The 21085-nt window shown below is 65.2% G+C and carries 18 protein-coding genes; 9 read left to right on the top strand and 9 right to left on the bottom strand.

Translation table 11 applies throughout. The annotated features are described in order from the left end of the window. Window positions 1–72 precede the first annotated feature (72 nt). The gene (gene rsmA / locus ACX17K_RS15100) at window positions 73–861 is read right to left on the bottom strand and encodes a 16S rRNA (adenine(1518)-N(6)/adenine(1519)-N(6))-dimethyltransferase RsmA (RefSeq protein WP_493775448.1); all 789 of its coding nucleotides are present in this window, start codon (window positions 859–861) and stop codon (window positions 73–75) included. Between the two features lie 101 nt (window positions 862–962). Next, window positions 963–2129 carry a multidrug effflux MFS transporter gene (locus ACX17K_RS15095; protein WP_493775447.1) on the bottom strand — a complete coding sequence of 389 codons (1167 nt, stop codon included), beginning with the start codon at window positions 2127–2129 and terminating at the stop codon, window positions 963–965. A 275-nt stretch (window positions 2130–2404) separates the two neighbouring features. On the opposite strand from ACX17K_RS15095, the gene ACX17K_RS15090 reads away from it, so the two are divergent. Both ACX17K_RS15090 and rng read left to right on the top strand, forming a co-directional pair. Beyond that, window positions 2405–3001 carry a Maf family protein gene (locus tag ACX17K_RS15090; RefSeq protein ID WP_493775446.1) on the top strand — a complete coding sequence of 199 codons (597 nt, stop codon included), beginning with the start codon at window positions 2405–2407 and terminating at the stop codon, window positions 2999–3001. 14 nt (window positions 3002–3015) lie between these two features. Next, entirely contained in the window at window positions 3016–4512 is a 1497-nt protein-coding gene (rng, locus tag ACX17K_RS15085; RefSeq protein ID WP_493775445.1) for a ribonuclease G, read from the top strand. A gap of 365 nt (window positions 4513–4877) precedes the next feature. On the opposite strand, the gene ACX17K_RS15080 is transcribed toward rng, so the two are convergent. The 4 genes from ACX17K_RS15080 to ACX17K_RS15065 form a co-directional block, all read right to left on the bottom strand. Continuing rightward, on the bottom strand, window positions 4878–6965 hold the full coding sequence (locus tag ACX17K_RS15080; RefSeq protein ID WP_493775444.1) for an acyltransferase family protein: 2088 nt from the start codon (window positions 6963–6965) through the stop codon (window positions 4878–4880). A gap of 538 nt (window positions 6966–7503) precedes the next feature. Then, window positions 7504–8001, bottom strand: a complete 498-nt coding sequence (locus tag ACX17K_RS15075; protein WP_493775443.1) for a DUF2867 domain-containing protein — start codon at window positions 7999–8001, stop codon at window positions 7504–7506. A 205-nt stretch (window positions 8002–8206) separates the two neighbouring features. Then, window positions 8207–9595: an aminopeptidase P family protein gene (locus ACX17K_RS15070; protein ID WP_493775442.1), complete on the bottom strand. Its 1389-nt coding sequence runs from the start codon at window positions 9593–9595 to the stop codon at window positions 8207–8209. A gap of 97 nt (window positions 9596–9692) precedes the next feature. Then, window positions 9693–10898 carry a benzoate/H(+) symporter BenE family transporter gene (locus ACX17K_RS15065; protein ID WP_493775441.1) on the bottom strand — a complete coding sequence of 402 codons (1206 nt, stop codon included), beginning with the start codon at window positions 10896–10898 and terminating at the stop codon, window positions 9693–9695. Window positions 10899–11030: 132 nt separating this feature from the next. Between ACX17K_RS15065 and ACX17K_RS15060 the strand changes: the two genes are divergently transcribed. The 6 genes from ACX17K_RS15060 (at window position 11031) to ACX17K_RS15035 (ending at window position 16170) form a co-directional block, all read left to right on the top strand. Then, entirely contained in the window at window positions 11031–11360 is a 330-nt protein-coding gene (locus ACX17K_RS15060) for a DHCW motif cupin fold protein (protein ID WP_493775440.1), read from the top strand. Between the two features lie 4 nt (window positions 11361–11364). Then, window positions 11365–12786 (top strand): aminotransferase-like domain-containing protein, encoded by a 1422-nt coding sequence (locus ACX17K_RS15055; protein WP_070980401.1) that lies wholly within the window; start codon window positions 11365–11367, stop codon window positions 12784–12786. Beyond that, window positions 12783–13295 carry a GNAT family N-acetyltransferase gene (locus tag ACX17K_RS15050; protein ID WP_493775439.1) on the top strand — a complete coding sequence of 171 codons (513 nt, stop codon included), beginning with the start codon at window positions 12783–12785 and terminating at the stop codon, window positions 13293–13295. Before ACX17K_RS15055 ends, ACX17K_RS15050 begins: the two co-directional genes overlap by 4 nt. A 10-nt stretch (window positions 13296–13305) precedes the next feature. Continuing rightward, the gene (locus ACX17K_RS15045) at window positions 13306–14400 is read left to right on the top strand and encodes an NAD(P)/FAD-dependent oxidoreductase (protein ID WP_493775438.1); all 1095 of its coding nucleotides are present in this window, start codon (window positions 13306–13308) and stop codon (window positions 14398–14400) included. Window positions 14401–14472: 72 nt separating this feature from the next. After that, a complete protein-coding gene (locus ACX17K_RS15040; RefSeq protein ID WP_231163262.1) occupies window positions 14473–15237 on the top strand; it encodes a DeoR/GlpR family DNA-binding transcription regulator in 765 nt (254 codons plus the stop codon). Window positions 15238–15390: 153 nt separating this feature from the next. Continuing rightward, on the top strand, window positions 15391–16170 hold the full coding sequence (locus ACX17K_RS15035) for an EAL domain-containing protein (protein WP_347751565.1): 780 nt from the start codon (window positions 15391–15393) through the stop codon (window positions 16168–16170). On the opposite strand, the gene ACX17K_RS15030 is transcribed toward ACX17K_RS15035, so the two are convergent. Further along, on the bottom strand, window positions 16125–17342 hold the full coding sequence (locus ACX17K_RS15030; protein ID WP_493775437.1) for an MFS transporter: 1218 nt from the start codon (window positions 17340–17342) through the stop codon (window positions 16125–16127). The two genes, ACX17K_RS15035 and ACX17K_RS15030, sit on opposite strands and share 46 nt — an antisense overlap. 112 nt (window positions 17343–17454) lie before the next feature. Here ACX17K_RS15030 and ACX17K_RS15025 point away from each other — a divergent pair, with 112 nt between their 5' ends. Continuing rightward, entirely contained in the window at window positions 17455–18339 is an 885-nt protein-coding gene (locus tag ACX17K_RS15025) for a LysR family transcriptional regulator (RefSeq protein ID WP_493775436.1), read from the top strand. Window positions 18340–18476: 137 nt separating this feature from the next. On the opposite strand, the gene ACX17K_RS15020 is transcribed toward ACX17K_RS15025, so the two are convergent. Next, a complete protein-coding gene (locus ACX17K_RS15020; protein WP_046156094.1) occupies window positions 18477–19103 on the bottom strand; it encodes a bifunctional 4-hydroxy-2-oxoglutarate aldolase/2-dehydro-3-deoxy-phosphogluconate aldolase in 627 nt (208 codons plus the stop codon). A gap of 69 nt (window positions 19104–19172) precedes the next feature. Next, a complete protein-coding gene (gene edd, locus ACX17K_RS15015; protein ID WP_493775435.1) occupies window positions 19173–21005 on the bottom strand; it encodes a phosphogluconate dehydratase in 1833 nt (610 codons plus the stop codon). Window positions 21006–21085 lie beyond the last annotated feature (80 nt).

Raw genomic sequence — 21085 nt, 5'->3', positions numbered from 1 at the left:
CAGTATGCTGTTATTTTTTGTTTGCGTCAGAACTTAATGCAACGGGAAACCGCGGCAGGCCGCGGCACGCGCTCAGCCGCGCGCGCCCTTGTCGGACAAATGGTTCGCCAGACGGACGTAGTCCTCCACCCGCAGGTTCTCCGGACGCAGGCCGGGGTCGATCCCCAGCGCTTCCAGATCGACCACGTCGGCCAGGCCCTTCAGGTTGTTGCGCAGCGTCTTTCGGCGCTGGGCGAAAGCCTGGATCACCAGCTTCTCCAGCAGCGCCTCGTCGCGGGCGACGCCGCAGCGGCCCGGCGCCGGCATCATCCGCACCACGGCGGAATCCACCTTCGGCGGCGGCCAGAATGCTTCCGGCGGCACGAACAGGATGTTCTCCATGTAGAAGCGGTACTGCAGCATCACCGACAGCCGGCCGTAGTCGGCGGTGGAGGGCTCGGCCACCATCCGCTCGATCACTTCCTTCTGCAGCATGAAGTGCATGTCCAGCACCCGGTTGCCGTAGGTGGCCAGGTGGAACAGCAGCGGCGTGGAGATGTTGTACGGCAGGTTGCCGACAATCTTCAGCGGCGCCTCGCTGACCGAGGCGAAGTCGAAAGCCAGCGCGTCACCGGCGTGGATGGTCAGCTTGTCGGCCGGATGCTCGGCGCGCAGGCGCTCGATGATGTCGCGGTCGATCTCCACCACATGCAGGTGCTTCAGCCGCGACAGCAGCGGCTTGGTGATGGCGCCCAGGCCGGGGCCGATTTCGATCACGATGTCGTCCGGCTGCGGGTTGACCGCGTGGACGATGCCGGCGATGACGCTGGCGTCTTGCAGGAAGTTCTGCCCGAAACGCTTGCGGGGGATGTGCTTGCTCATGAATCTGCCAAATCTTGTAACAGCCGCGATTGTACTCGCGCGGCGGCAAATGTCCCAAGCGATTCAGGCAGTTGGCCGCCGCCGGCGGCCCAAAACCCGCCTCAGCCGCGCGCCGGCAGCCGCCATTGCAGCGCCAGGCAGCCCAGCGACAGCGCGATCACCGCGCCACCCAGCGCCAGCTCGCCCGCCACCGGCAGCGCGGCCAGCAGCGCCGACAAGGCCGAGGCGAACAGCATCTGCGCGCAGCCCAGCAGCGCCGCCGCGCGGCCGGCCGACTCCGCGAACGGCGCCATCGCCATGCCCGCCGCCGGGCCCAGCGTGAAGGCGAAGCCCACGCTCAGCACCGCGATCGGCAGCATGTAATGCCAGGCGCCAGGCTGATGCGCCAGCGCCGGCAGCAGCGCGCCGGCCGCCAGCATGATCACCAGGCCCGTCTTCAGCACCCGGCGAGGCCCCAGTCGGCCGATCAGGCCCAGGCCGGTGAAGCTGGCCGCCATGATCAGCAGCGCGTTGGCCCCGAACAGCAGGCCGAAGGTGGCCGAGGACAGGCCGCCGCGCTCGATCAGCACCGTCGGCGCCAGCGTCACGTAGCTGACGATCAGGCCCAGCGCGGTGCTGCTGCAAGCGCCGTTGCGCAGCAGCGCCGGATGGCGCAGCACCTGCAGAAAGCCCGGCCCGCCAGCGTGCTCCACCCGTTCCGGCCGCGTTTCCGGCATCAGCCGCGCCAGCAGCGCCAGCGCGGCCAGCGCCGACACCGCCAGGAACAGGAAACAGGACTGCCAGCCGTACAGCTCGGTCAATACCCCGCCCAGCGCCGGCGCCAGCGCCGGCACGATATTGAGCGCGCCGTTGAGCATGCTGTAGCGCTGCGCCGCCGCGTTGCCGGAGAAACAGTCGCGGATGATGGTGAACGCGCACACCGAGCTGGCGCTGGCGCCCAGGCCCTGCAGCATCCGCGCCAGCATGAAGCTGCCCATCGAATCGCTGAGGCTGGCCAGCGCCGAGCCCAGCGCATAGGCCAGCAAGCCGCCCAGCGCCACCGGGCGGCGGCCGGCGCGGTCCGCCAGCGGGCCGAACAAGAGCTGGCCCAGACCCAGGCAGAACACGAACACGCTGATGCTGGCCGACACGTCGGCCTGGAAATGGCGCTGCAGCGCCGGCAGCGCGGACAGGTACAAGTCCACCCCCAGCGGGTTGAACAGGATCAGCAGGATGGCGGCGGCGGTGGCCGGATTCGACTGGCGGACGGCAAGGCTGGAGTGCGGCATGGCGCGTGCTTCGAAGGGCGAAAGTCGACATTTTACCAAACCCGGGCCCGTTCTCCAATTTGCATAAAATGACCATCAAATAAAATCAACGGCATATCAGCGAATCGGCATGCAGCCGGGAGCTTACAATCGTTCACCAAATCTCCGCCGCCGCAAGGCCTTGAATCCAAAGGCCGAATCCACGCCCTCCATGCCCTGCCGCACCGCGGAGATGGTTGGCTCGGGGCCGCTCTGGTAACCTAGGCGGCAGCCCAAGAACAAACGAGCAGCCTGACATGAGCACCAATGACACCCGAATATACCTGGCCTCCGGCAGCCCGCGCCGCCGCGAGATACTGGAACAGCTGGGCCTGCATCTGGAACGCATCCATGCCGACATCGACGAATCGGTGCGGCCGGGCGAAGACGCCGTCGCCTACACCGAACGGCTGGCGCGCGAGAAGGCCGAAGCCGGCTGGCGCGTGGTCTCCTCCTGCGGCCTGCCCGAGCGCCCGCTGCTGGCAGCCGACACCACGGTGACCCAGGACGGCGAAATCTTCGGCAAGCCGGAAGGCGCCGACGACGCCCGCCGCATGCTGCGCGCCTTCTCCGGCCGCAGCCACCAGGCCATCACCAGCGTCGCCGTGCGCGACGGCGGCAAGCTGCTCGTCAAGACTTCGGTCACCAACGTCCGCTTCAAAACCCTGTCCGATGCCGAAATCGAACGCTACATCGACAGCGGCGAACCGTTCGACAAGGCCGGCGCCTACGGCATCCAGGGCAAGGCCGGCGTGTTCATCGAACGCATTGAAGGCAGCTACACCGGCGTGATGGGCCTGCCGGTGCACGAAACCGCGCTGCTCCTGGCCGAGTTCGGCTTCGAATTGCCATGAGCCGGGAGGGCGCCATGCTGCATCAATCCATACCCCTGCCGCGCGACCTGCCGCGGCCGCAAGAACAGATTCTGGTCAACATCACCCCGCAGGAAACCCGCGTCGCGGTGCTGGAGGAAGGCATTGTCCAGGAACTGCACGTCGAACGCGCCGCCAGCCGCGGCATCGTCGGCAACATCTACCTGGGCCAGGTGAAGCGCGTGCTGCCGGGCATGCAGAGCGCCTTCATCGAGATCGGCCTGGAGCGCGCCGCCTTCCTGCACATCGCCGACGTGCTGGAACAACGCCAGCACCCGACCGAGCCGCAGCGCATCGAGAAGATGCTGTTCGAAGGCCAGACCGTGCTGGTGCAGGTGATCAAGGACCCGATCGGCACCAAGGGCGCGCGGCTGTCGACGCAGATCTCGCTGGCCGGCCGCTTCCTGGTGCACCTGCCGCAGGAAGAGCACATCGGCGTGTCGCAAAAGATTGAAAGCGACGCCGAGCGCCACAGCCTGAAAGCGCGGCTGGAAAAGCTGCTGCCGGCCGGCAGCCCCAGGGGCTACATCATCCGCACCAGCGCCGAGACCGCGCGCGACGACGAGCTGTCCGCCGACATCGAATACCTGTCCAAGCTGTGGTCCGACATCAAGCAGAAGTCGCAAACGCTGCCGGCGCAAAGCCTGCTGTACGACGACCTGCCGCTGGCGGTGCGGGTGCTGCGCGACATGGTCAGCGGCTACACCGACAAGGTGCTGGTGGACTCCAACGAGAACTACGGCCGGATGGTGGAGTTCGCCGAGCAGTACGTGCAGATCGCCGTCGACAAGATCGAGCGCTACGCCGGCGAGCGGCCGCTGTTCGAGATGCACGGCATCGAGGCCGAGATCGAGAAGGCGCTGGCCCGCCGCGTCAATCTGAAGTTCGGCGGCTATCTGATCGTCGACCAAACCGAGGCGATGACGACGATAGACGTCAATACCGGCGGCTTCGTCGGCAACCGCAACTTCGACGAAACCATCTTCAAGACCAATCTGGAAGCCACCCAGGTGATCGCCCGCCAGCTGCGGCTGCGCAATCTGGGCGGCATCGTCATCGTCGATTTCATCGACATGGACAACGACGAGCACCAGGCGGCGGTGCTGGCCGAGCTGGCCAAGGCGATGGCGCGCGACCGCACCCGGGTGACGCTGAACGGCTTCACCAGCCTGGGCCTGGTGGAGATCACCCGCAAACGCACCCGCGAGAGCCTGGCCCACATCCTGTGCGAGCCTTGCCCCACCTGCCAGGGCCGCGGCGAGATCAAGACCGCGCAGACGGTGTGCTACGAGGTGCAGCGCGAGATCGTGCGCGAGGCGCGGCAGTACGACGCCAAGGGCTACCGCATCCTGGCGGCGCAGTCGGTGATCGACATGTTCCTGGACGAAGAGTCGCAGAGCCTGGCGATGCTGGTGGATTTCATCGGCAAGCCGGTGTCGCTGTCGGTGGAGTCCAGCTACACCCAGGAGCAGTTCGACGTGGTGTTGTTGTGATGTAGGGCTGAAGCCCGGCATGGCCGGGCGATCCGCCGGCTCCGCCTTCGTGGAGCGGGAAGGCGAGAACGGGCAATGGCGATGGAGCTGTTGCCCGTTTTGTTATGCGCGGGGTTTTAGCCAAGCACAAGTTGGCTGTGGATAAGAAAATGACTTGGCGAGAGACTGTGGATAAGTAGCTTTGTTACACCCCAAGGCCTGAATTGCCTCCGAATGCCCCCGTCTCTAGGAGGAGGGCATTCGCAAACAATTAGTTTCAACAACGAAACTCCCTGCTCGACTGCTCAGGGAGTCGCCTTGCGTCATCAAAGATTAAGCCGCTGAATGGTGCTCGCTTCTATTGGCGGGCGGTCCATTTCATTACTTCACTTGAATGGATTTTGAAAATTCTGCAAATACTCTTTGCCAAATTTATATGATGCATAATCATTCAAATGGCCAACATCTCTATAGATTGGCACACCATCAATCTCAGTCTTACAAACCCCACCTTTGCATTGAATATCTTTCGGGTCGATAATTATCAGCCGAGGATGCTCTTTTTTAAGTCTAGAAAACAATTCAGAAAACCATTCTGATCCATCTCCTGTCCAAGCAATAGAGCCGCACATATCATCGCCATAACTCTGCCTAAGTTTTATATGCTTATAATAGCATGCAAAATAATTCACCGGCATGGCATAAATTGTTTTAACGATAACAGGCTTGGCTCCTGTTGCCTCAATAATCCCCAATGCATCTCGGATCGAGGCTTCAATTCTCATTCGAGACAATTCAATAGATTGTGAATCGCCTGGCTTATTAACTACATTATTTCCAGCATAATTCATCCAGACCTGGCCAATAATGACGTAGTCAAAATTACCATCCTTGATTCTTTTATAATACTGCTGTGTATTATTATAACAATCTTGATACACAGTATTCCTGAAGGTCCACCAATCAAATAAGTAAATATTTGGCAAAGTCAAACAAGAAGATGTTCCTTGGACGGAAATAGATAAATTAGCATCGTTGGCTAATACATCGAAAAATCCCCAAAAATGATTTGAATGGGAATCACCAATCAAAAGCGCCCTTTTCTTCGATGGCTTATCACCGATAATACAGTTAGGGCTTATTATTGATGCATCGCCATCAATACAAGATTTTCTATCTTGCGAAGAGTACGCTCTGATTGTCGAATCAATTCGTGAGTACTCTGTGCCAAACCGCTCAGGAAGTCCATTTAGGTAGCTGCTTAACGAGTACAATGCAGCAGACACGATAATAGGCAAGAAAATCATACAGAATGCAGTTTTCTTTAGCTTCCAATTTACTCCTCTACACGGCTTTTCAATTAACAGGTAAGAAACAAAGGCTGTAAAGAATGTTGCAAGATAGCAAAAAATCTTAAATTTTAAATCTTGTTCAAAACCAATATACTTTCCTGCTGCAAAAATGGGCCAATGCCACAAGTATAGTGAATAGGATAATTTTCCTATGTAAACCAAAATGGGGTTAGATAGCATCTTATTAACAAGGCCACCATTTCCATCACCAACAAATATCAACACTGCAACTGAAAAACATACTATTAATGCATGATAATCTGGAAAACCGATATCTATATTTTCCAGTGTCGCAACCGCGATTATTGCACAAAAAGAAACCGCTCCCAGCACTGTTGCCAGACTGTTATTGAGTGCCTTTTTATTCTCACCAAGAAAAACAATACAGCTTCCTATTAAGAACTCAAACATTCTAGAGGTCAGAAGAAAATAACTCTTATCCGGGTACTTCTTGGAAAGATAAAGAGATAGTAGCGCTGCCCCGATAGTAGAAACCAATATTACACGCTTAGCATTTTGATGAGAGAGTCTTTTAAATAGAAGCACTAAGCCAATTGGCAAGATTAAATACCACTGCCATTCAATTGACAATGACCATGTATGCAATAAAAGTAAAAATGATGAATCTGTTGCAGCATAACTTGTCACAACTCGTGAAAAGTGCTGATTAGATATGAATAATGTCGCATATCTCGTGCTGTTTGTATAATTGATTAGATCCTCTGGCAAATAATATAATGCCGCCAAAATAGTAGTAAATAAAATTACGGCTATCAGGCTAGGCTGTAACCGCCACAGTCTTCTTACATAAAAATCAGCCAATGAGAAATTATTATCTTTTATTCTCAAATAGCAAATAGATGTTATTAAAAAGCCTGAAATTACAAAGAATATATCAACCCCGATAAATCCGGAAGGAAATAAACTTAATCCGCCATGAAAAGACAACACAAACAGAACTGCAATTGCACGCAACCCATCAATGTCTGCACGATATTGAACTGTCTTTTTCACTTCGTTTAATGTTACGGGACGGCTGATTGATGGCAAAGTAAACGATGACAATGACTTCATATAATAGCAATTGATTTTTAAATTAGAATCGATGAAATACTGCTTCATGTCTCGAATATCTCATCCACGATGAGATTTAAGCATGTCGCCATTCTTTTACAGTCAAAATTGGAAAAACAAGCAATCCCCAATAAATCCACGCTTACGCTAAACAGGCCAGCCTATTATTTATTACCACAGCGCCATATGAGGTTTGCGCATAGACAACTTGCTTGTATTTCAAAACTAATGACTTCTTTGCGGACCTACAAAGCACTCATATCCATTCAAAAACTCCCACAAAAAGAAAGCGCTCTGCTTTAATTTTTGAATTAATAACTTCACTTGCACATCAAGAGCTCAGTAAGCGACTTTTTCAACATTGAATTCAGACCACACCCGGGCAATTCACTCAACATAGATAGTTAAGAAAACATAAGCCAAACCCGAGAGACATCATCAGCCACTCAAACTGTTGCATATCGCATCAAGGTGCTGCTGACAAAATCTTATAGAATACCTGAATCTAGGTATCCCGACATAGGGCTACGGATAATAGGGTAAAGTGGAACAACACTGGGCCAAAGATATATTCGTCGCCTAGCCACTATTTCCCCAGTGCCTCCGCCATCCGCCTCATGCTCGCCGCCACGATCAAATGATGAAACGGCGTCACCAGCGCCAGATACGTCCTCCCCAACCAATTGTGCGGCCGCACCAGCGTGCTCACCTGCAACCGCCCCGCCTGCCACTGCAAAACCACTCGGAAATCCAGATGGCGGTCGTCCTCGCCCAGCACCGCGTCGCGCTCTCCCAGGTGCAGCACGCCGAACACGCCCAGATGCTGGCCGACATGAAAAGGCTCAACGGAAGCAGAGGCTGTCTGGGCGGTTTTCAGGCCCAAAGGCGACACCAGCCGGTCGCGCAGGAACATCAGCGCGCGCGCCCAGGGCGGCATCGCGGCGGAGAAGGCGCGCAGCAGGCTGGCGGCGTCGGCTTCCGGCGCGCCGGGCGGCAGCGGCCGGCTGCGGCAGTCCTGCCAGGGGTAGCGGCTGGCGGCGTCGTTTAGCAGCGGGATGGCGGAAAAATCAGGCTGGGTGGTCATCGGTGTCTCCCTGAGTGCAGTGCTTGCCGCTTGGTCTTGCAGGGGTCTGGCGCGCGGGACAGACGGCAGCGGAAAGGTCGTGGCAAACCGGCGCGAAATAGACTGTCGTCATTGTGTCGCCGCCGCGGCCGGCCGGTCAATCCGGGCGGCGGATGCGAAAACGCCCCGCGCAGGCGGGGCGTTTCATGGCGCGGGACCGGCTGGCTTACACAGCCATCACCGCTTCCACTTCGTCCACCGTCTTCGGGATCGGCTCGCCCAGCACGCGGCTGCCGGTTTCGGTCACCAGCACGTTGTCCTCGATGCGGATGCCGCCGAAGTCGGCGTATTCGCGGAACTTGGCGAAGTTGATGTACTGGCTGTGGCGGCCTTCCTTTTCCCAGGCTTCGATCAGCGCCGGGATGAAGTAGACGCCCGGCTCCACGGTCAGCGCCATGCCGGCCTTCAGCGTCTTGCCCAGGCGCAGGTAGCCCAGGCCGAACAGCTTGCTGCGCTCGGTGCCGTCGCCGTAGCCCACCAGGTCTTCGCCCAGCGCTTCCATGTCGTGCACGTCCATGCCGATCTGGTGGCCCAGGCCGTGCGGGAAGGCGATCGCGTAGGCGCCGGATTCGACGATGGCGTCCACGTCGCCGCTGAAGAAGCCCAGCGCGGCCATCCGCTCCACCATCACGGCGGCGGACAGCTTGTGGATGTCCTGGTATTTGACGCCCGGCTTGACCGCGGCGATGGCGGCCTCCTGCATCTCCAGCACGATGTCGTACAGCTCGCGCTGGCGGGTGGAGAACTTGCCGCCCACCGGGAAGGTGCGGGTGATGTCGCTGGCGTAGCCGCCGCCGCTGGCGCAACCGGTGTCGTTCAACACCAGGTCGCCCTGTTGCAGCACGTGATCATGATGGTGGTTATGCAGCACTTCGCCGCGCTTGGAGAAGATGGACGGGTAGGCCAGCTGCCAGTCGTGGCGGCGCATGATGCCTTCCATGATGCCTACCACCTGGTATTCCACCACGCCGGGCTTGGCGTTCTGCATCGCGGCGATGTGCATCGCGTGGGTGACGCCCAGCGCGGCTTCCATCTCGGCGATCTCTTCCTCGCCCTTGATCTCGCGCAGCGCCACCACCGCGCGGGTCAGCTCGGGACAGAAGCCCGCCTTCACCTGGGCCGGATGGGTGTCCAGCAGGCGGCCCATCTCGATCAGCGTCTCGCCGCGGTAAGGCGCCAGGTAACGCACCGGACGGCCGGCGGCGCGGGCCTCTGCCACCGCTTGCGCCAGCTCGGCGTACGGGCGGCTGCGCGAGAGCGAAACCTTGGCGGCGCGCTCGGCCAGGCTCGGCAGCGGGCCGGTCCAGACGATGTCGGCCACGTCCGGGTCATTGCCGAACAGCGTCGCCTCGCCGCTGTCGGCGTCGATCGCGCCGGCCAGGCCGGGCTCGTTCAGGCCGAAGAAGTAGCGGAAGCTGGAATCCTGCACGAAGGGCAGGGTGTTGTCGTGGTAATTCATCGGCGAGTCGACGTTGCCGACAAACAGCAGCAGGCCGGACAGGCCGGACGCTTGCAGGCCGGCGCGGCGCTGGGCGTAAACGGAAGGGGCGAACATGTTTTCTCCTTTTGCCGCATGCCGGCGGGAGGCGCCGCTGCGGGTATATTCAACCGCCTAAGTTATCACGCGCGGCCCCCGCCGGCCAGCCGCGGCCTCAGCGCGCAGGCGCCTCCACGGCCTTTTCCGGCGCGGGTTTGACCGGGCTCAGCAGCCGACACAGCAGGCCGCCGGCCAGCATCGCCCACAGCGGCGCGCCCAGGCCGGCGAAGCTGACGCCGGAGGCCGCCACCACAAAGGTGAGCAACGCCGACTCGCGGTGCTCGGCATCGGCCAGCGCCGCGCCCAGCGACGACGCCAGCGTGCCGAACAACGCCAGGCCGGCCGCCGTCACCAACAAGGGCTTGGGCAAGGCCAGCGCCAGCGCCGCCAGCGCGCCGCCCATCACCCCCATGACGATGTAGATCAGCCCGCAGAACACCCCGGCCACGTAACGGCGGCTGCGGTCCGGATGCGCTTCCGGCCCGGTGCAGATGGCGGCGATGATGGCGGCCAGCGTCACGCCATGGCCGCCGAACGGCGCGGTGAGCATCGACGCCAGGCCCAGCGCCGTCACCGGCGAGCGCGCCGGCACCTGGTAGCCGAAGGCGCGCAGCACCGCCATGCCGGGCAGGAACTGGCTGGTCAGCGCCAGCAGCGCCAGCGGCAGGGCCAGATTGATGAAAGCGGACCACGACCAGGCCGGCCAGGTGAACAGCGGCGCGGCGACGGCATGCAACGACGCGGCCGCCGGCGCGTGCAGCTCGCCCGCCGACAGCGCCGCGCCTGCCGCGATGGCGGCCAGCAACGCCCAGCGCGGAAACCAGCGGCGGCCGATGAAGAACAGCGCCGCCATCGTCAGCACCAGGCCCAGATGGCCTGCCGCCTCGGTCACCACTTCGCCGACGAAATGAAACAGGATGCCGGCCAGCAAGGCCGCCGCCAGCGCCGGCGGGAACAGCGCCATCAGCCGGTCGAACAGGCCGCTGACGCCCACCAGCGTGACGATGGCGGCGGCGGCGAGGAAGGCGCCCACCGCTTCCGGATACGGCACGCCGGGCAGGGCGGCCAGCAGCAGCGCCGCGCCCGGCGTGCTCCAGGCGGCGATCACCGGCGTTTTCCAGCGCAGGCTCAGCCACAGGCCGGCCGCGCCGGAGCCGATGGACACCGCCCATACCCAGGACGCCAGCTGCGCCTGCGACAGCCCGGCCGACTGCGCGGCGTGGACGATGATCAGAAACGGGCCGGAAAAACCGACTAGCAGGGCCAGAACGGCGGCCAGCAAGGCGGAGGGGGCGGCGTCGCGCCGCAAGGTTTGCCACATGGCGACTCTCCTGATGAAAACCAATGTCGCCAGCGTGCCACGGCCTGCGCGCCGCGGACTCCCACAAGCGCGCCAAACAGTTTATGCTGGACCGCATCTGTTCTATATAACAGCCATCCTCAGGAGCCCCGCATGCAGCTGACCGGCATTCCCTTCGGCGTCACCGACTGGGCGGACGTCCCCGCCGCCGAGCATCCCGGCGAACAGGGCCGCGCCTACTGGCGCACCCGCCAGTTCGGCGACATCCGGGTGCGGATGGTGGAGTACACGGCCGGCTACCTGGCCGACCACTGGTGCGAGAAGGGCCACATCCTGCTGTGCCTGGAGGGCGAGCTGCACACCGAGCTGGACGACGGCCGCGTCTTCGTCCTCACGCCCGGCATGAGCTACCAGGTGGCGGACCGGGCCGAGGCCCATCGCTCCCGCGCGCCGCAAGGCGCCAAGTTGTTCATCGTCGACTAAGCCCATGCCGCAATACCAGGACATCGCCCGGCTGCTGCAGGCCCGTCTGGACGCCGGCGAATTCCCGCCCGGCGGCAAGCTGCCCTCGGTGCGGCAGCTGGCCGCCCACCACGGCGTCAACAGCCTGACCGCGCTGGCCGCCTACCGCTGGCTGGAGCAGAAGCAGCGGGTGGTGGCGCGGCCGCGGGCCGGCTTCTACGCCGCGCTGCCGGCCCGCGCCGACGGCCAGCCGCCCGCCCGCGCGCTGCCGTCTCCGGCCACGCTGGTGGACGTGGACAGCCGCATGTCGCAGCTGGTGGCGCTGTCGGCGTCGGACGTGGCGGTGCAGCTGCACATGGCCGAGGCCCACCACAGCCTGTATCCGGCCGCCGATCTAGCGCGGCGGCTGCAACAGACGCTGCTGCGCCAGCCGGAGCTGATCGGCGCCTACCTGCCGGCCGCGCAGCACGAGCGGCTGTGCCTGAAGCTGCAGCAGATGGCCGCGTCCTGGCAGCTGGCGGTGCGGCCGGACGAGATCCTGTTCTGCAACGGCATCACCGAGGGCATCAGCCTGGCGCTGCGCCACCTGACCCGGCCCGGCGACACGGTGGCGGTGGAGACGCCGGTGTATTTCGGCCTGCTGCAGACGCTGGCGGCGCTGGGGCTGAAGGCGCTGGAGATTCCGTGCACGCCGGACGCCGGCCTGTCGCTGGAGGCGCTGGAGTTCGCGCTGCGCTACGGCCCGCCGGTGCGCTGCCTGGTGACGGTGACCAACTACCAGAACCCCACCGGCGCGCTGATGCCGGACGACAACAAGAAACGGCTGCTGGCGCTGGCGCGCCGCCACGGCGTATCCATCATCGAGGACGACGTGTTCGGCGAGCTGTACTTCGGCAAGCGCCGGCCGACGCCGCTGAAAGCCTGGGACCGCGACGGCGACGTGATCTACTGCGCGTCTTTCACCAAGAGCCTGGCGCCGTCGTTCCGGCTGGGCTGGCTGTCCGGCGGCCGCCACCACGCGGCGCTGGAGCGGCTGCGCGCCAGCAGCAGCCTGGTCAGCCCGGCGCTGCTGCTGGGCACGCTGGCCGACCTGCTGGCCAGCGGCGACTACGCCCGCATCTCGCAGCGGCTGCGCGCGCGACTGGCCGAACAGATGGAGCGGGTGGCCGACGCGGTGCTGGCCGCCTTTCCGCGCGGCACCCGGGTGCGGCGGCCGCAAGGCGGCCTGCTGCTGTGGGTGGAAGGGCCGGAGGGCCTGGACAGCGGCCGGCTGCTGGAGGCGGCGCTGAAGGAATCGATCAGCTTCGCGCCGGGCATGCTGTTCTCGGCCGAGCCCCGCTTCCGCCATTGCCTGCGGCTGAATTTCGGCCAGCCCTGGGACGCGGCGCAGCAGGCCGCCATCGCCCGGCTGGGCCGGCTGGCCGCCGAACAACTGAGGACCACATGATAGAAAACGGCTTGCTGATCCGCCCGGCCGAGGCGGCCGAGCTGCCGCTGCTGGCGCGGATAGAGCGCCGCGCCGCGCGGCTGTTTTCCCCCGCGGACCTGCCCTCCGCGCTGGCCGAGCACACGCTTCCGGCCGAGACCCTGAGCGCCGCCCGCGACGCCGGCCTGCTGTGGGTGGCGGACGACGCGGGCCGGGCGGTCGGTTTCGCGCTGGCGGAGATCGTCGACGGCCAGCTGCATCTGGCCGAGATGGACGTGGACCCGGACCACGCCCGCCGCGGCATTGGCTCCGCGCTGCTGCGGCACGCGCTGGCCCAGGCCTGGCTGCGCGGCTGCGCCGCCGTCACGCTCACCACCTTCGCCCACCTGCCGTGGAACGCGCCGTTCTACCGCCGCCACGGCTTTATCGAATTCGAGCCGCCGGCCGGCAGCGCACTGGCGGACCAGCTGCGCGCCGAGGCGGCGGCCGGGCTGCGCAACCGCGTCGCGATGCGCCATACGCAGGAATGAGGACAAGCCGATGGACAGGATAGACACGGTAGTGATCGGCGCCGGCGTGGTCGGCCTGGCCGTCGCCAAAACGCTGGCCGAGGCCGGGCGCGAGGTGGTGATCGTCGAAGCGGAGCGGGCGATAGGCCAGCACGCGTCCAGCCGCAACAGCGAGGTGATCCACGCCGGCCTGTACTACCCGGCCGGCAGCCTGAAGGCGAAGCTGTGCGTGGCCGGACGGGACGCGCTGTACCGCTATTGCGCCGAGCGAGCGGTGCCGCACCGGCGGCTGGGCAAGCTGATCGTCGCCAGCCGCCGCGGCCAGCTGGCCAAGCTCGCCGCGCTGGAGAAGCAGGCCCTCGCCAACGGCGTGGACGACATCCGGCGGCTCTCCGCCGCCGAGGCCCGCGCGCTGGAGCCGGCGCTGGGCTGCGCGGCCGCGCTGCTGTCGCCGTCCACCGGCATCGTCGACAGCCACGCGCTGATGCTGGCCTTGCTGGGCGACGCCGAAGCCGCCGGCGCGCAGCTGGCGCTGGAATCTCCGGTGGAGGGCGGCGCGGTCACCGCCGACGGCATCGTGCTGCGCGTCGCCGGCATGGAGCTGCTGGCGGACAAGGTGGTCAACGCCGCCGGCCTGTTCGCGCCCGACCTCGCCCGCGCCATCGCCGGCCTGCCCGTCGATGCGGTTCCGAAAGCCCGCTACGCGCGCGGCGTCTACTTCTCGCTGCAGGGCCTGGCGCCTTTCTCGCGGCTGATCTACCCGCTGCCGGAAGCCGGCGGCCTGGGCAGCCACCTGACGCTGGACCTGGGCGGCCAGGCGCGCTTCGGCCCAGACGTGGAATGGGTGGACGGCGTCAACTACCACGTCGACCCGGCGCGCGCCGCCGCCTTCTACCACGCGGTGCGCGCCTGGTGGCCGCAACTGCCGGACGGCTCGCTGACGCCCGGCTACGCCGGCATCCGCGCCAAGATCGCCGGCCCCGGCGAGCCGGACGCCGATTTCGTCATCCAGGGCCGGGCGGTCCACGGCGCGAAGGGCCTGGTCAACCTGTTCGGCATTGAGTCGCCGGGGCTGACCAGCTGCCTCGCCATCGCCGAGGAGACCCGCGCGCGGCTGCTAGGCTAGCCGGGCCGGGCGTTGACGGGCGCGGATGCAAATCGCTTACAATCAGCCGCAATACGCGGAGAAACAACAAGAATGCTGATTCTGAATCAACGTCAACAAGAGCTGCTGGACATGGTCAAGCGCGAGAGCTACGTCAGCGTGGAGAAGCTGGCCGACCACTTCTCCGTCACCCGCCAGACCATACGCCGCGACATCTCGCTGCTGTCCGAACACCAGCTGCTGCAGCGCTACCACGGCGGCGCCAGCGTGCTGTCCAGCGTCGAGAACGTCGCCTACCAGGCGCGGCAGGTGCTGTGCATCGACGAAAAGCGCCGCATCGCCGCCTGCCTGGCCCGCCACATCCCGGACAACGCCTCGCTGTTCATCAACCTGGGCACCACCACGGAAGAGGTGGCCAAGGCGCTGCACCGCCACCGCGGCCTGAGGGTGATCACCAACAACCTGCACGTGGCCGAGCAGATGTGCGACTACCCGGACTGCGAGGTGATCGTGCTGGGCGGCTCGCTGCGCAAGCGCGACCGCGGCCTGACCGGCGAGGCGACGGTGCAGATGATCCGCCAGTTCCGCGTCGACTACGGCATCATCGGCGTGTCCAGCATCGAGTCCGACGGCACGCTGCGCGACTACGACTACCGCGAAGTGCGCACCACCGAGGCCATCATCCAGCAATCGCGCCAGGTGTTCCTGGCCGCCGACCACAGCAAGTTCGACCGCCCGGCGCTGGTGGAGCTGGGCCGGCTTTCCCAGATCGCCGCGCTGTTCACCGACAAGCCGGTGCCGCCGGCCATCGCCCGCGTCATCCAGGAGTCCGGCACCCAGCTGCATCTGGCGGAATGAATGCCTGCCGACGGTTTCCGCCGCCGGGCTCCAGGCCAGAAAGATAACGGCTCCGCGGGCCGGAATACTCTGCAAGATTTTGTTAGCGCGTCTTATTCCGCTACGTGATTTTGCTATGCTGAAACGTCGATTCCTCTCCAAGGCAGGTGCGCCATGCAGCCCACTCTTGGCGCGCAGGCGGGCAGCATGCTGTTCCGCGACGCTTCCGGCCGCTACTGCGCCAGCCTGGCCGGCTACCGCCTGCTGAGCGCGTTCCAACCCATCTTCTACAAGGGCGGCAGCCTGTTCGGCCACGAGGCGCTGCTGCGCGTGGTGGACGAGGGCGGCGAATGGCTGCCGCCAGACCGTTTTCTCGCCTCGCTGGCGCCGGACATGGCGCTGGAGGCCGACCGCCTGGCCCGGCTGATCCACGTGCGCAACTTCGCCCAGAGCGGCCAGGGCGGCTGCCTGTGCCTGAACCTGATGCCCGCCACCGTGCAACAAGACCAGAGCGGCCGCACCCACCTGCCGCTGCTGAGCAGCATGCTGCAGAGCGTGGAGCTGGACAGCGGCGGCGTGATCTTCGAGCTGCCGGAATTCGAGGTGGAGCACCACGGCCAGCCGCTGCTGAACGGCATGCGCCACGCGGCGGAAATGGGCTTCGGCCTGGCGGTGGACGATTTCGGCGCGCTGCCCTCCCGCCGCGACAGGATGGGCGAACTGAGCCCCGACATCATCAAGATCGACCGCAGCCTGCTGCTGGACCACATGGCAGGCCAGACGCAAAGGCTGCCGGCGCTGCTGGAATTCGGCTGGCAGATCGGCAGCCGGATGCTGGTGGAAGGGATAGAAACCGCCGAGCAGCTGGAAGCGATGCGCGCGCTCGGCGTCGAGCTATACCAGGGCTATCACCTGGGCAGGCCGGGCGAGCTGGCGGTGGTCCGCCAGCTGTAGCCGCTCCGGTCCAGCCCCAGGCTGAGCCAGGCCAGCAGCGCCAGCGCCGCGCCCAGCCACAGCGGCGCGCGCAGGCCCCAGCCGGCGTCCAGGCACAGGCCGCCGGCCCAGGCGCCGAACATCAGCCCCAGGTTCACCACCGCCATGTGCAGGCTGTTCACCATCGGCCCCGCGCCGCCGGCGCGCACCACCCGCGCCACCATCGCCGGATTCATCGGCAAGCCGGCCAGCCCCAGCAAGCCCACCCCGGCCACGGCCAGCGCCTGCCATTGCGCGCCCAGCGCCAAGGCCAGCATCACCCAAAACAGCGTCAGGACGCCGCCCTGCAGCACCCGTCGGGTGTGGCGGTCGGCCAGCCGGCCGGTGACCAGATTGCCCAGCACCGTCGCCGCGCCGTAGACGCCGAACAGCAGCGGCACCATCGCCGGGGAAAAACCGCTGACGCGCAGCAACAGCGGCGCGAGATACGTGAAGGCGGCGAACACCGCGCCGATGATCAGGCCGCTGGACAGATAGGCGGCCCACAAGGCCGGCCGCGCCAGCGCCCGCCATTCCTCGCCCGCCTCCTGCCCGGCGGGCTTGTCCCCGGCCGGCACCGCCGCGGCGATGCCCAGCATCGCCAGCCCCACCAGCGCCGCCACCAGCCAGAACGCCGGCCGCCACCCCCAGTATTGATCCAACAGCGTCGCCATCGGCAGGCCGGCCACCGAGGCCAGCATCAGGCCGTTCAACACCAGGCCCGCGGCGCGGGCGATGCGGTCCATGCCCACCAGCTCGCCGGCCAGCGCCAGGGCCACGCCGAAAAAGGCCGACTGCGCGACGCCGCAGACGATGCGCGACGCCAGCATCTGCGGATAGCCGTCGGCCGTCGCGCCGATCAGCTGGCCGGCCAGGAACACCGCCAGCAGGCCGAGCAGCGCCGGCTTGCGCCGGACCGCGCGCAGCCGCCAGGTCAGCAGCGGCCCGCCGACCACCACGCTGGCGGCGAAGGCGGACACCAGATTGCCGACATCGGCCAGCGAGGCGCGGAAGGCCGCCGCCAGCGACGGCATCATGCCGGCCACCATGAATTCCGAAGTGGCCATCGCGAAAATGCACAGGCTGAGCAGATAGATGGCGGCGGGCAGCGGCGGCGCGCCATTGGGTTCGGGATGCGCTGTCGTCGTCGGCATGGCAAAGCTCCTGCATGGGTTGAAACCCCGATGCTAAAAGCGCGTCCATGACGGATAAATGGGTTAGCATGCCGCTCATAATGGAAATTATTTCCGCAATTCAGAGAAAACCATGGACAGAATGAGCGGAATCGAGCTGTTCGCCCAGATCGCGCGCCAGGGCAGCCTGGTGGCGGCCGGACGGCAGCTGGGCCTGTCGGCGTCGGCGGTGGGCAAGGGCTTGGCGCGGCTGGAACAACGGCTGGGCGCGCGGCTGGTCCACCGCAGCACGCGGCGGCTGGCGCTGACCGCCGAAGGCCAGCAATACCTGGCGCGCTGCCTGCGCATCCTGGATGAGGCGGAAGCGGCCGAGCGCGAGCTGCAGCAGGGCCTGGCCGCGCCCAGCGGCCGGCTGAAGGTGGGGGTGCCCCACGAGAGCGGGCTTTTGACGCCGCATCTGGCCGACTTCATGCGCCGCTATCCGCAGGTGGCGCTGGACCTGGACTACAGCGACCGGCTGGTGGACGTGATAGGCGAGGGCTTCGACGTGGTGGTGCGCGGCGGCGAGCCCGGCGATTCCCGGCTGGCCGCGCGGCGCTTGGGCAGCTACCACATGCGGCTGCTGGCCTCGCCCGGCTACCTGGCCGAATACGGCGCGCCGCGGACCGCGCGCGATCTGCAACACCACCGCTGCCTGCATTACCGGCTGCCCCACAGCGGCAAGCTGCTGCCATGGCCGCTGCTGGACGCCGAGGGGGAGGACGCCTCGCCGCCGGTCAGCGCCAGCTGCAACACCGGCGAGGCGCTGATCGAACTGGCCGCGCGCGGCATGGGCATCGTCTGCCTGCCGGACTTCTCCGTCCGGCGCGAGCTGGCCGCCGGCGCGCTGGCGCAACTGGACGCGCCCGCGGTGGCGCGCAGCGGAAACCTGTATCTGCTGTGGCCGGCGACGCCGGCGATGCCGCCGCGGCTGCGCGCCTTCATCGACCACATGGCCGAGCGGGTGTTCGCGCCCTAGAGCCCGCTCAACTCCTGGTCCTGAGCCGGCGCGCCTCGGCTCAGGGTTCTGCGAGGTTTTGCCTGCGCCGCCAAACCCAAGCGCGGCCATGAAAAATGCCGCCCATGGGCGGCATCGATGCAGCGGCAGCGGGGCGCTTAGCCGGCGCTCAGCTGGCAGGCCTCGCGGGCCAGCGCGGTGATGCGGTCCCAGTCTCGGGCGGCAATGGCGTCGTCCGGCGTCAGCCAGCTGCCGCCGACGGCCAGCACATTGGGCAATGCCAGGTATTCCGGCGCTTTCTTGATGTCGATGCCGCCGGTCGGGCAGAAACGCAGGTCGGGGAAGGGGCTGGCCAGCGACTTCAACAGCTTGACGCCGCCCACCGCCTCGGCCGGGAACAGTTTCAGCGTGTTGAAGCCTTCGTCCTGCGCCCACATCGCTTCCGACGGGGTGGCGATGCCGGGGATCAGCGTCAGATTGGACGCGCGCGCGGCCGAGGCCAGCTCGCCGGAGAAACCCGGGCTGATGCCGAACTGCGCGCCGGCGTCCACCGCCGCCTCCAACTGGGCGCGGTTGCGCAGCGTGCCGGCGCCGACGATGGCTTCCGGCACTTCGTCGCGCATGCGGCGCATCGCCGCCAGCGCGGCCTTGGTGCGCAGCGTGACTTCCAGCACCTTGATGCCGCCGTTCACCAGCGCGCGGGCCAGGTCCACCGCCACCGCGGCGTCGTTGACGATGATCACCGGAACCACCGGGCCCTGGCGCAGTACAGACAATGCATCCATTTCCATCTCCTGTTGGCGGACGGCCAGACTCACGCTGCGCCGCCCTGCTGAATATTGTGCCGCCCGCGCTCAGTTCCAGGCGGGGTGGCGGAAGCTCATCGCGCCGGCCTCGGCCTCGTCGGCGCCGTGGCGGAACACCGCGAACAGCTCGCGGCCCATGCCGTAATCGTTGTGCGACAGATCGGCCTGGACCTGCTCGCGCGCCGCCCACTCGGCGGCGTCCACCAGCGCGGACAGCTCGCCGGTGTGCGCGTCGACGCGGATCAAATCGCCGTCGCGGACCTTGCCGATGGCGCCGCCGGACAGCGCTTCCGGCGACACGTGGATGGCGGCCGGCACCTTGCCGGACGCGCCGGACATGCGGCCATCGGTGACCAGCGCCACCTTGAAGCCGCGCTCCTGCAGGATGGTCAGCGCCGGGGTCAGCTTGTGCAGCTCCGGCATGCCGTTGGCGCGCGGGCCCTGGAAGCGGATCACCGCGACGAAGTCTTTTTCCAGCTCGCCGCGCTTGAACGCCGCCAGCATGTCGTTCTGGTCGTGGAACACCACCGCCGGCGCTTCCACCACGCGGTGTTCCGGCTTCACCGCCGACACCTTGATCACCGCGCGGCCGATGTTGCCGGCCATCAGCTTCAGGCCGCCGTCGGCGGAGAAGGGATTGGACGCCGGGCGCAGCACGCTGTCGTCGCCGCTGACCGCCGGCGCGTCGCGCCATTTCAGCTCGCCGTTGTCCAGCCACGGCTCCCGGGTGAAATGCGACAGGCCACGGCCCATCACCGTGCCCACATCCTCGTGCAGCAGGCCGGCCGACAGCAGCTCGCGGATCACGAAGCCCATGCCGCCGGCGGCGTGGAAGTGGTTCACGTCGGCCTTGCCGTTCGGATAGGCGCGCACCAACAGCGGAATCACCGCGGACAGCTGGTCGAAATCGTCCCAGTTGACGTCGATGCCGGCGGCGCGGGCGATGGCGACGATGTGCATGGTGTGGTTGGTGGAGCCGCCGGTGGCCAGCAGGCCGACGATGGCGTTGACGATGGATTTCTCATCGATCATCTCGCCCACCGGGGTGAACTGCTCGCCCTGGGCGGCGATCTTCTTGCCCTGGACGGCGGCGGCGCGGGTCAGCGCCTCGCGCAGCGCGGTGTTCGGATTGACGAAGGCGGCGCCCGGCAGGTGCAGGCCCATGATCTCCATCAGCATCTGGTTGGAATTGGCGGTGCCGTAGAAGGTACAGGTGCCGGGGCCGTGGTAGGACTGGCACTCGGACTCCAGCAACGCGTCGCGGCCTACCTTGCCCTCGGCGTACAGCTGGCGCACCTTGGCCTTCTCGTCGTTGGCGATGCCGGTGGTCATCGGGCCGGCGGGAACGAACAGCGCCGGCAGATGGCCGAAGGTGAGGGCGCCTATCATCAGGCCCGGCACGATCTTATCGCACACGCCCAGATACAGCGCGGCGTCGAACATCTGGTGCGACAGCGCGACGGCGGTGCTCATCGCGATCACGTCGCGGCTGAACAGCGACAGCTCCATGCCCGGCTGGCCTTGCGTCACGCCGTCGCACATCGCCGGCACGCCGCCGGCGAACTGAGCGGTGGCGCCGGCGGCCAGCGCGGCCTCCTTCAGCCAGGCCGGAAAGGCCGCCAGCGGCTGGTGGGCCGACAGCATGTCGTTGTAGGAAGATACAATCGCCAGGTTGGCCCGGTGCTCTTCCTTCAGGTGGATCTTGACGGTATCCGGCATCGCCGCGAAGGCGTGGGCGAGGTTGGTGCACGACAGCTGGGCGCGTTCCACCCGGCCCTGCTGGGCGGCGGCGCGCACGCGCGCCAGGTAGGCGTCGCGGCGCGCGCGGCTGCGCGCGACGATGCGGTCGGTGACGGCGGACAGGGTGGGATGCAAGGCCATGATGACATTCCGTAATTGGATTTGAAACTGATGGTAGTTTTACTACACTCAAAATGCAAGGTTCGCTACGCGCCCCGCGC

The sequence above is a fragment of the Chromobacterium sp. INPA-IVC genome (genome assembly GCF_059047085.1).
Note: the sequence above shows the minus strand (reverse complement) of the source record. Positions and strands in the feature narration are given on the sequence as shown.

Coding starts and splice junctions, on each gene's coding strand:
- rsmA (WP_493775448.1), bottom strand. CDS start 861: ATGAGCAAGCACATCCCCCGCAAGCGTTTCGGGCAGAACTTCCTGCAA.
- ACX17K_RS15095 (WP_493775447.1), bottom strand. CDS start 2,129: ATGCCGCACTCCAGCCTTGCCGTCCGCCAGTCGAATCCGGCCACCGCC.
- ACX17K_RS15090 (WP_493775446.1), top strand. CDS start 2,405: ATGAGCACCAATGACACCCGAATATACCTGGCCTCCGGCAGCCCGCGC.
- rng (WP_493775445.1), top strand. CDS start 3,016: ATGCTGCATCAATCCATACCCCTGCCGCGCGACCTGCCGCGGCCGCAA.
- ACX17K_RS15080 (WP_493775444.1), bottom strand. CDS start 6,965: ATGAAGCAGTATTTCATCGATTCTAATTTAAAAATCAATTGCTATTAT.
- ACX17K_RS15075 (WP_493775443.1), bottom strand. CDS start 8,001: ATGACCACCCAGCCTGATTTTTCCGCCATCCCGCTGCTAAACGACGCC.
- ACX17K_RS15070 (WP_493775442.1), bottom strand. CDS start 9,595: ATGTTCGCCCCTTCCGTTTACGCCCAGCGCCGCGCCGGCCTGCAAGCG.
- ACX17K_RS15065 (WP_493775441.1), bottom strand. CDS start 10,898: ATGTGGCAAACCTTGCGGCGCGACGCCGCCCCCTCCGCCTTGCTGGCC.
- ACX17K_RS15060 (WP_493775440.1), top strand. CDS start 11,031: ATGCAGCTGACCGGCATTCCCTTCGGCGTCACCGACTGGGCGGACGTC.
- ACX17K_RS15055 (WP_070980401.1), top strand. CDS start 11,365: ATGCCGCAATACCAGGACATCGCCCGGCTGCTGCAGGCCCGTCTGGAC.
- ACX17K_RS15050 (WP_493775439.1), top strand. CDS start 12,783: ATGATAGAAAACGGCTTGCTGATCCGCCCGGCCGAGGCGGCCGAGCTG.
- ACX17K_RS15045 (WP_493775438.1), top strand. CDS start 13,306: ATGGACAGGATAGACACGGTAGTGATCGGCGCCGGCGTGGTCGGCCTG.
- ACX17K_RS15040 (WP_231163262.1), top strand. CDS start 14,473: ATGCTGATTCTGAATCAACGTCAACAAGAGCTGCTGGACATGGTCAAG.
- ACX17K_RS15035 (WP_347751565.1), top strand. CDS start 15,391: ATGCAGCCCACTCTTGGCGCGCAGGCGGGCAGCATGCTGTTCCGCGAC.
- ACX17K_RS15030 (WP_493775437.1), bottom strand. CDS start 17,342: ATGCCGACGACGACAGCGCATCCCGAACCCAATGGCGCGCCGCCGCTG.
- ACX17K_RS15025 (WP_493775436.1), top strand. CDS start 17,455: ATGGACAGAATGAGCGGAATCGAGCTGTTCGCCCAGATCGCGCGCCAG.
- ACX17K_RS15020 (WP_046156094.1), bottom strand. CDS start 19,103: ATGGATGCATTGTCTGTACTGCGCCAGGGCCCGGTGGTTCCGGTGATC.
- edd (WP_493775435.1), bottom strand. CDS start 21,005: ATGGCCTTGCATCCCACCCTGTCCGCCGTCACCGACCGCATCGTCGCG.